Origin of the sequence: Brasilonema bromeliae SPC951 (assembly GCF_012912135.1) — a bacterium.
GTDB lineage: Bacteria > Cyanobacteriota > Cyanobacteriia > Cyanobacteriales > Nostocaceae > Brasilonema > Brasilonema bromeliae.
On sequence record NZ_QMEB01000017.1, the window covers coordinates 33,022 to 43,363 of the forward strand.

Consider the following 10,342-nt stretch of genomic DNA (forward strand, 5'->3'; position numbering starts at 1 on the left):
GGTTCTCCGGCTGGGGTGTTGGCGTTGATTCGATAAAAATCTTTGTTGGCTTTTGATAAAGATAAAACTTACGCATTTCGAGGAAGGGGACAAACAAAGAGATTATCTCCTGTTGTCTCCTCCTGGATTGCTTTTTAAGTCCATTCAACTGCGCGAAAGTTTTGTACGAATCTGCTCAAAGTTTATCCTATTGTAAGGTTATCAAGCTGAGTTACTATTCCAGCAATTTTTACCAGTCCTGAAACTGGATTTAAAATTGCGTCAACTAAGTTCACAAAACTAGTTAATATTGTTAAAACTTTCTTAGAATCTTCCAGATCCTGGATGGCAGATTGTAACTGTTTTGTTACTTTTTCTATTCTTTCTTTTGGTTGTTTCAAATCAGTGACTATTTCATCTATGAGTTTAAGACCTATCAGACTTTTCGTAGTAGCCAGGTCAGTTTCTAAGTTTCCTATTTTTAAGAAATCATCCAAACTTATCTTATTTCTATTAAGTAAATTTTGCCTACGCTTGCGGATTGACTGAATAAGTTGGCTGATCTCTTCACTACACTCATTCCAATCACTCAATTTCAAAGTACCTGTTACCATTTTACATCTCCTTTTACGTTTAAATTGTCAGCAACCATAAGACCTATAAAGTAAGTAGATTTTTCTTACAAACCTTTATCCATTTTCTGAATCAAAGGTTCTAATGTTCTTTCAGAATCGGATACTATTTTCCTAACTCTTTTTAGTTCTTCCTGATCGTATGTAACTGCTTTCTCTTTAGTCGCTGCTTTATCTGCCTTGGTTGTGTAAAGATCTTGACAATAGTTTGATAACTGGGCATCATCGATCTGATCTTTACCTTGAAACTCTGTTTTCAGATTGCTATGCAGTGTGGCTATTTTCTGAAGTAGTTCTACATAATTTTCTGCTGCATCTTTTCTACTTCTGATGGAATCCATAGCCTTGTTATAGTTTTCTTCTAGCGTGATGAAATCTAGAGTATGAGTTTCTGAAACTTGTGTCAGTCCACCTATATAATCAGTAAAGTAGGTTCGGATTTGTTCCTCTTCTGCTGTCAAAATTCCATTAATGTAAGCCTGTTGTGTCAGTGCTATTAAGCCTCCTGTCGCAGGTTGGTTAGAGGCTGAATCTTTTACACTAGATGTTGCTCCAGTATAAGTCTGTATATCTTTATCAGTACACAAAATTGCTTTTTTTAACTTTTCGCGGCGAAATTCCCTTGTGAATGCATTTGTAAGAAACTTGGCAATATTTATGCCTGCGTCAACATCAGGGCCTTTGAAACTAAAGACTTGTCCGTTAGATTGCGAAAATTTTAAATTCTTGAGTGATTCGTCAAGAGCAGTAAAGTTTTTATCGAAAGATGCAGTATCATCGCTAGCCAGCTTGCCCAAGGCTTTTACATATTCTACAAGTACAGAATTTGCCTTTTTAACGTCTGTAACCTTCTGTTTATATAAATCGTCACACCTTTTTTGTTCATCTTGTCTTTGTAAAAATGAGTGAAACGAGTCAGAAGAACCTTTTGCTGCCAGAAAAGGTATATATTTTGTTCTTGTTATGCAAGAGTTATAAATGTCATCAGCTATGTTCGATGACGATAGCTCAAGTGTAGTAGCCATTTTTCCTACATTTTGGACTGAGGGAAAATCACGACCACAACTGTTAAGTAAAAGAGCAAGCGGAACTAGAGCAAATATTGCTCTGCGAGGTTTAATATGAGGTATCATGTAATTTGTTTAGGTATGATTGAGAAAGAAAGTTAAGCTGATTTGTCTTCCTTCTACATTCTTAGTAGTTGCAATGGAAAGTGACTTATGCAGTGTTGAGAGAAAAATAGATAAGATGTCGTTTTGTCTCTAGTTCATGATCGCTGAGGTGTGACTTGACTACAACTGATAAATCAAGCGAAACTAATGCAAATGTTCGAGTGCATCTCAAATCTGGAGGTGTATATCATGACCACTCCCCTAATTTGCCGCAATTACATTGCCAATCAATGGGTGAATGCTGCTTCTCTTGACACCCTAGAAAGTCGTAACCCTGCTGACAATCGCGAAGTTGTCGCTACTTTCCCGCGTTCCGCTACAGTTGATGTTGATACAGCAGTAGCAGCTGCGCGCAAAGCATACCGCAGTTGGCGACTTGTCCCCGCGCCAGCGAGAGCAGAATATATCCATAAAGTGGGAGAACTTTTACAAAAATATAAAGAAGAACTCGCCCAACTCATGAGTCGGGAAATGGGTAAACCTCTGACGGAAGCACGGGGAGATGTTCAAGAAGGTATTGATTGCGCTTTTTACAATGCTGGTGAGGGACGGCGGCTGTTTGGGCAAACGACACCTTCAGAAATGCCCAACAAGTTCGCGATGACGGTAAGAATGCCCGTTGGAGTTTGCGCCCTTATCACTCCTTGGAATTTCCCAGTTGCGATTCCCTGCTGGAAAGCTATGCCAGCTTTGGTGTGTGGTAATACTGTTATCCTCAAACCCGCTGAAGATACTCCGGCTTGTGCAACGAAACTGATTGAAATTTTTGCAGAAGCTGGTTTCCCTGAAGGTGTTGTTAACTTGGTGCACGGGGTGGGACAAGAAGCGGGAAAAGCTTTAGTTGAACATCCTGATGTTGACTTGGTATCTTTTACGGGTTCTTCTGAAACGGGTGCTTTTGTCGCCTCGACTTGTGGACGCACTCACAAGCGAGTTTGTTTGGAGATGGGCGGTAAAAATGCTCAAATTGTGATGGAAGATGCAGATTTAGAACTTGCTCTTGAGGGTGCAGTTTGGGGCGCTTTTGGAACAACGGGGCAAAGGTGTACTGCTACAAGTCGCCTGATTTTGCACCGCGACATCAAAGAGAAATTTACCGCTATGCTCAAAGAGCGTACTAGTAAGTTACGCTTGGGTGCAGGAATTGATCCCAACATTGATATCGGTCCAATTATTAACCAAAAGCAACTTCAACGGGTGAACAAGTATCTGGATATTGCTCGTGAAGAAGGTGCAAAAGTGTTGATTGGTGGAGAAATCGCAACTGAGGGAGAATTACAACACGGTTACTTTTTTCAACCGACGATTCTTGATCAAGTCACTCCCAACATGCGAGTCGCTTGTGAAGAGATATTTGGACCTGTGGTGGCGGTGATAGAGGTGAGTTCATTTGAAGAGGCGATCGCCATCCTCAACAACACTCCCTACGGTCTTTCTTCTTCAATCTACACCCGCGATGTCAACCGCGCTTTCGCCGCTATGCGCGATATCGAAGCCGGGATCACTTATATCAATGGTCCTACGATTGGTGCAGAAGTTCATCTGCCCTTTGGTGGTGTCAAACAAACTGGAAACGGACACCGGGAAGCTGGTTCTGCTGTTTTGGATGTGTTTACAGAATGGAAGACAGTGTACGTGGATTTCTCTGGAAGTCTACAGCGTGCTCAAATAGATAATCGTAGTTAGGTTATTAGATTTATGGAGACAAGCGCCAGCACAATTAAACTCGACCAGTTTTTAAAGTTCGTGGGTATAGCACCGACTGGTGGGCAAGCTAAGCTACTCATTCAAGGAGGCGATGTCAAAGTTAATAATACAGTTGAAACCCGACGAGGACGGAAATTAGTATCAGGCGACAAGGTGACGCTGGGAGGACAAACCTTTGAGGTTGATTTGGAGAATTTATAATTGACAGCATGCCAAATATTCGCTCTTTATGCCAGATGCAGTGCGAGCATCTTGCTCGCGTACTATGACAAGCGAGCAAGATGCTCGCACTACTTTCACACCATTGGAATGCTTTCTTTATAATTTTTCTAATACCGTTTCACGAAACACTTAATACAAATAATTTGTTTCTAATTCTTTCCCCCTGCTCCCTGCTCCCTACTACGCATTTGTATCAACCTTAAAGTAAAACGCTATAACAGATATAGGAAATAACATCAGTCATTAATCAGTCAACTTCCTGCATGAGCGCAGATTTTCAAAAATACCTGCAATCTGTGTGTAATGCCTACCAACATTGGTGGAGGCTGTACACCATCACGGATGTGCGAGGGTCTAAACCAGCACAGTCAAAAAGTTTACCGTCGCTGTTTGATTTTGGCTTGATGGTAGAAACGGTACAGCCTCAGCAGCAGGAGAAACGCGAAACACCAGAAAAAACAGAACGCCTCCCAGTGCAGGAAGGATTACGTAAATATTCTGAAAATCATGTGCTACTTGTAGGTAGACCAGGTTCAGGCAAGTCCACAGCTTTAGCGCGGCTATTGCTGGAAGAAGCAGGAAATTCTGTCATTGCGAGTGAAGCGAAGCGGAACGTAGACGCGATAGCGGCTTCCCGCAGGGTAGCAATCTCCACAACAACTCGAATACCCATACTAGTAGAACTCCGCCAATACAACACCTCTGTCCTTGAGCTTATTCAAAACTTCCTCTTGCGTCACGATCCCAACTTAACCTTTAACAGCGAAACTCTAAAAACTTGGTTGCGACAGGGACAATTTTTGCTGCTGCTAGATGGACTCAACGAGTTACCCAATGACGATGCACGGCGAGACTTAAAAACCTTTCGGCAGAATTACCCGAACACACCAATGATTTTCACCACGCGGAATTTGGGCGTGGGTGGCGATTTAGGGATTGAGAAAAAGCTGGAAATGCAGCCCCTGACAGAAGAACAGATGCAGCAATTTGTCCGCGCCTATTTGTCAGAACAAGGTGAGGAAATGCTGCGGCGGTTAGGTGGAAGATTGCGGGAGTTCGGGCAAACGCCGTTGCTGCTATGGATGCTGTGTGAGTTATTTAGAACAACGGGCAATGTTCCACCGAATTTGGGTTTAGTCTTTCGCTACTTTGCCCAGAGTTATGACGGCAAAATCAAAGATGATGTCCCAGTTTCTGGTGAGTCGCGCCGGTGGTGGCAGGAGTTATTACAACATTTGGCGTTTGCCATGATGCAGGGAGAAACGCGTACAGAGTTGCGAGTCACGATTGACAGGCGAGAAGCGGAAGCAATTTTCACGAAGTTCCTTGAAGGTAAAGTTGATTATCCTCCCAGTCGGGCGAAAGAATGGTTAGAGGATTTGCTCAAGCATCATTTAATCCAAGTTGTGAGCAATAACCAAATAGAGTTTCGTCACCAGCTGCTTCAGGAATACTACGCGGCAGAATGTTTACTCCAGCAGCTTCCGAATATTAGTGATGAGAAGTTGAAACGAGATTATCTTAATTATTTGAAGTGGACAGAACCTTTAGCGCTGATGTTGGCGTTGGTGGAGAAGGAGAAAAAAGAGCAGGCGGTGCAGGTGGTGAAGTTAGCCCTAGATGTGGATTTGCAGTTAGGGGCAAGATTGGCAGGGGAGGTGAAACGAGAGTTTCAGGAAAAAACAGTTGGTTTAATTTTAGGGTTAGATGTTCCTGAATTACTCAAGATTAAGTGTTTGGGTATCACGCGATCTGAGTGTGCGATCGCTTTTTTAAGTAAATCATTGCAGCATGAAAATTTTATTGTTCGTGGAAGTGCCGCGTATGTATTAGGAGAGATTGGCAATCAAGCAGCAGTATCTGCCTTAATTAAGGCTTTGCAGGATAAAGATTCCTTTGTTCGTGCAAATACCGCATATTTGTTAGGAAAAATCAGTAATACAGCAGCGATACCTGCCTTAATTGCCATTTTGCAGGATAAAGATTCTTTTGTCCGTTGGAGAGGCGTAGATGCGTTAAGAGAAATCGGCAATGAAGCAGCGGTATCTGCCTTAATTAAGGCTTTGCAGCATGAAGATCCTTATGTTCGTAAGAGTACCGCAGAAGCATTAGGAAAAATCGGCAATGAGGCGGCGATATCTGCTTTAATTAAGGCTTTGCAGGATAAAGATTCCTCTGTTCGTGAGAATGCCGCAGAGGCGTTAGGAAAAATCGGCAATGAATTGGCGGTATCTGCTTTAATTAAGGCTTTGCAGGATAAATTTTCTGGCGTTTGTTGGAGAGCTGCATATGCGTTAGAAAAAATTTGCAATGCAACGGCGGTATCTGCCTTAATTAAGGCTTTGCATGATGAATATTCTCTTACTCGTGTGAGATCTGCAAAAGCGTTAAGAGAAACCAGGAATGAAGCGGCTGTATCTGCCTTAATTAGTGCTTTGCAGGATAAATCTTCTTTTGTTCGTGGAAGTGCTGCAGAAGCATTAGCAAAAAAAGATAATGAAGCGGCGGTATCTGCCTTAATTAGTGCTTTGCAGGATGAAGATTCTTATGTTCGTGCGAATGCCGCGTATGCCTTAGGAGAAATCAGTAATGAAGCGGCGGTATCTGCCTTAACTAAGGCTTTGCAGGATGAAGTTTATAGCGTTCGTGAAAGTGCCGTGTATGGGTTAGAAAAAATCGGCAATGAAGCGGCGGTATCTGCCTTAATTGCTGCTTTGCAGGATGAAAATTATTTTGTTCGTTGGAGAGGCGTACATGCGTTAGGAGAAATCGGCAATGAAGCGGCGGCATCTGCCTTAATTGCTGCTTTGCAGGATGAATATTCTTATGTTCGTGGGAGTGCCGCGTATGCCTTAGGAAAAATCGGCAATGAAGCGGCGGCATCTGCCTTAATTGCTGCTTTACATGATGAAGATTTAGAAGTTCGTGTGGATGCCGCAGATGCGTTAGGAAAAATCGGCAATGAAGCGGCGGTATCTGCCTTAATTAGTACTTTGCAGCATAAAGATTCTGATGTTCGTGGCAGTGCTGCGTATAGATTAGGAATAATCGGCAATGAAGCAGCGATATCTGCCTTAATTGCTGCTTTGCAGGATGAAGGTTCTCATGTTCGTAGTCAAGCCGCAGATGCGTTAGGTAAAATTGCTGGCTCTAAAGTTTTGTGTCAGATATGGGAGTTACAATTAAAAACACCATCATGGGATAAAAGCGATGCAATTTCAAAAATTCAAGAGCGTTGCAAGTTTTATAACCATGAAATTTTTCATTCTCCGCCAGTTGAGGAGGAAACTAAAACCAAATCAGAAACTTCTAAATCGTCAACTTACATCATTCAACGTGTAGGTAACCTCAACACAGGAGATGTCAATATCCACGGCGATCAAATTGGAACTCAGCACAACCAACTAAATAACAAAGATTAAAACTATGTCAGAAACTTCTAAATATCAAAATAGTTTTCATTTCAATCAAGCCCCTGGCAACGTCAACACAGGAGATGTTACCATCCAACGCGATCAAGTTGGCATTCAACACAACTACGCGCCAGAACAAAAACAAAATCTGGCGGAAACAGCCAAAGAAATTCAGCAATTACTAAATCAACTGTCTGTGAGTTATCCAACAACCACTGAATCTCAAAAGCAGGCGATCGCCAATCAAGCAATAGCCCGTATCAAACACGATAACCCAACCACCTGGCAACGTTTACGCAGTGCTACCGAGGCAGCATTAATTGAGGCGTTTAAGGAAGTGCTTGATAATCCGTTTGTTAATGTCACGGTTGCTGCTGTTGAAGGTTATAGGAAAGCTGAGTAAGGTTTGATTGAGTGTTTGAGACTCGCGGACGAGTGTTTGAGACTCGTGAGTGAGTATTAATTCTTGCCTAAAGGTTCCACGATCACCCTCTTCTCCACTTCATCCACCATCACCCGCGCCAACCCAAATTTCTCAATCACCCAAGCATTCGTCGTCAAATGCTGACTCACCTCAGCCACTCGGTACTCACTTTTTGTTGACGCCAAAGCTGCAGGCAATAATAACTGATCCCCCAAATGTTCATCCACGGGTGCGCCAGTTTGATGAAACTTCAACAGTTCCTCACAAACCATATCTGCTACTTTTTCGGCAGCTAAACCGAGACGCCCTAACGCACCAAATCCAGCTAAAGTATTTTCGTACTCAGCTGTAAGAAACAAACCCGCTCCTGGTGCGACACCTTTTGCTCGCAAAGCTTGTACACTGGGTTTCAATTGGGCTTCACGCAACACATTTTCAGCACGACTCGCGATTCTTTGGGGAATGTGAGAAGGTAGTTCCGTGACAACTGCTAACCCCCGCACCTGTTGCAAGTCGCCGCGTTCCACCAAGTTGATCCCGCCAAGTTTGCTACCACCACTCACAAGTAGTTCCACTTCTCCCCCGCCTTGGGGATACCACCCCCAAGCGTTCAGTTTCACTTCAACTTGCACACCCATACGTTGCAATGTTGGTAGGTAAACTTGTTGAATGTAATTCACGGAAGGACTATAACTGACATGAGTTCCCCCCTTGAGTGTCACCTGAGAGTCACCACTTGCAAGCACTAAAGGTAAGAGAATCGTTTGTAACACCAGAGTGACTGCACCAGCAGAACCGCCTTCCCGCGCTTCACTCACATCAAAAATATAACTTCCCGCTAGCACGGAATTACCAGGAACAAACTCTAGCGTCATCGAACCCAAAGCATCACCCCGCACTTTGGCGTTGCAAATTGCTGCAGCCGCGCGAACTGATGTGAGGTGTTGTGCTGCAAGTCCCGGTTTTGAACGTCCGGCGCGGATGTTCTCTATCTGTATTGAGTTACCAGTAATAGCAGCGAGACTCAGGGAGGTTCGGAGAATTTGCCCGCCGCCTTCACCGTAGGAACCGTCAATGTGAATCATGAGGGATTTTTAACCGCCAAGACGCCAAGGACGCCAAGATAAGAGAGAAGAGAGAATTTTACGAATCATTTAGGATTGCTATAGTTTTATTTCATCTGCGTTTATCCGCGTCCATCTGCGGTTTAAATTTTAAACTCCAACACTTTGCTTTTACCAGGATTCATCAACCCATAGGGGTCAACCATTTCCTTAAACTTCAATTGTTCAGGGTCAATCACCTTTCTACCGCTATCTTCAATAATATACGTGTGGGGATTGGCAATAAACACACCTTGCTCTTCGTGGTAGTGAATAATTTCGTTGAGACGTTCCTCACTCGTGTAGCGGACGAGTTGCAAACCCACAGGAACTACTGTACCGTTAACCCGAGTAAATTCCAAATGCATCATCACTTCATCGCCGAAGTGGTGATACATATGCTCTACCATTTGTAGATTTTTATCCGCCGGGAACGTACTTTGCAGGTATGTAATAGAAGTATCTTCACTCCGGGCGTGTAAGGTGGTATGATTCCAGGTAAATTCTCCTAAATGTGTGCCTTTTCCGGCATCAGTAGCTGTTTTTTGATATGTTATCTTGCCACCATATTGTTCTACTAACCCAGGCAATAATTCCAAACTTGGTTCAGCAAGAATCAATAAAGCAGCGTGAGTTTCATCTGGAATGTACTCCCGAAAAGCTGCAAAATAATCTGGAATTGGGGATGCAAAAATGCTAATCTCCTTTTTAATCATTCCATCAGCATCGCCTAAAGCTTGACCAAACCTTGCCGCAGCCATAAATTCTGGGAAGGTCACAATCACTTCTGCCCAAGGATAAGCTGGTCCTAATGGAATTTCTATTTCAGTGATAATGCCATTAATGCCCCAAGCATGCTTCACCTTTTGCACATCGTCGCCGCGCAGTTCAATGACACGTGGTTCATCTTCCATTGTTACGATTTGTAAAGCCAGAAGATTACCTCTGTCAGCCAAAAAGCCATACTGTATTGACCCTATTCCGCCGCTACCACCCGCAATAAATCCACCCATAGTCGCGGTACGGTAGGTCGATGGTGTCATCCGCATTTCCCAGCCGATTTCTCGTGCTTTTTTATCCAAAGCCGCTAACTTGACGCCAGCTTCAACTCGCGCGATTCCTGGTTTCACCCAGCGTATCTCGTGCATCCGCGTCATATCCAGAATGACGCCTCCATGTAACGGTACGCATTGCCCGTAATTTCCTGTTCCTGCACCGCGTACTGTTACGGGGACTCTGTGTTTCACGCAAGTTGCTGCTACTTTTAAGACTTCTGCTTCGTTGGCAGGACGCACGACTATATCCCCAACTTTTCCTTCCAGTTTGGGTACGAGTACTGGGCTAAAGGTATGGTAATCTTGAGATAATTTTGCTACTTGACTCGGTTCAGTGATAATTTCAATACCTTCTAAAGAAGCGGTGAGGGCATCTAAATCAAATGATTTTACGGGTGTGGTTGTCATAATTATAACTTTTTTGAAATATGGAACGCATAATAATTCAATTAAACTACCTCACCCAATATTGAATATCTCCCCTATGTTAGAGTAAGCGATTAGACATTGGGGATGTTTGAAAGAGATTTAGCGCACCACCCGCTATGAATGAAAGAAACACCATCTCCCTTCTTAAGAGTTAAGCGTTAAGAGTTAAGCGTTCCCTGTTCCCTGTTCCCTGTTCCCTGTTCCCT

8 protein-coding genes are annotated in these 10,342 nt (G+C 43.3%); 4 read left to right on the forward strand and 4 right to left on the reverse strand.

What is annotated here, in order from left to right:
• Positions 1–182: 182 nt before the first annotated feature.
• Both DP116_RS03960 and DP116_RS03965 read right to left on the reverse strand, forming a co-directional pair.
• Positions 183–593, reverse strand: a complete 411-nt coding sequence (locus tag DP116_RS03960) for a hypothetical protein (RefSeq protein ID WP_169153930.1) — start codon at positions 591–593, stop codon at positions 183–185.
• Positions 594–658: 65 nt separating this feature from the next.
• Complete coding sequence (locus DP116_RS03965; RefSeq protein WP_211173066.1) at positions 659–1,636, reverse strand: hypothetical protein; 978 nt, start codon at positions 1,634–1,636, stop codon at positions 659–661.
• Positions 1,637–1,972: 336 nt separating this feature from the next.
• On the opposite strand from DP116_RS03965, the gene DP116_RS03970 reads away from it, so the two are divergent.
• The 4 genes from DP116_RS03970 to DP116_RS03985 all read left to right on the forward strand — a co-directional run bounded on the left by DP116_RS03970 (position 1,973) and on the right by DP116_RS03985 (position 7,528).
• Entirely contained in the window at positions 1,973–3,469 is a 1,497-nt protein-coding gene (locus DP116_RS03970) for an aldehyde dehydrogenase family protein (protein ID WP_169153932.1), read from the forward strand.
• Positions 3,470–3,481: 12 nt separating this feature from the next.
• The gene (locus DP116_RS03975) at positions 3,482–3,691 is read left to right on the forward strand and encodes an RNA-binding S4 domain-containing protein (RefSeq protein ID WP_169153933.1); all 210 of its coding nucleotides are present in this window, start codon (positions 3,482–3,484) and stop codon (positions 3,689–3,691) included.
• 284 nt (positions 3,692–3,975) lie between these two features.
• A complete protein-coding gene (locus DP116_RS03980) occupies positions 3,976–7,134 on the forward strand; it encodes a HEAT repeat domain-containing protein (protein ID WP_169153934.1) in 3,159 nt (1,052 codons plus the stop codon).
• Between the two features lie 4 nt (positions 7,135–7,138).
• A complete protein-coding gene (locus DP116_RS03985) occupies positions 7,139–7,528 on the forward strand; it encodes a hypothetical protein (RefSeq protein WP_169153935.1) in 390 nt (129 codons plus the stop codon).
• A 56-nt stretch (positions 7,529–7,584) separates the two neighbouring features.
• Here the strand turns inward: DP116_RS03985 and rtcA are convergent, their stop codons facing one another.
• On the reverse strand, positions 7,585–8,634 hold the full coding sequence (gene rtcA, locus DP116_RS03990; protein ID WP_169153936.1) for an RNA 3'-terminal phosphate cyclase: 1,050 nt from the start codon (positions 8,632–8,634) through the stop codon (positions 7,585–7,587).
• Between the two features lie 122 nt (positions 8,635–8,756).
• On the reverse strand, positions 8,757–10,115 hold the full coding sequence (locus DP116_RS03995) for an FAD-binding oxidoreductase (RefSeq protein WP_169153937.1): 1,359 nt from the start codon (positions 10,113–10,115) through the stop codon (positions 8,757–8,759).
• Positions 10,116–10,342: the final 227 nt, after the last annotated feature.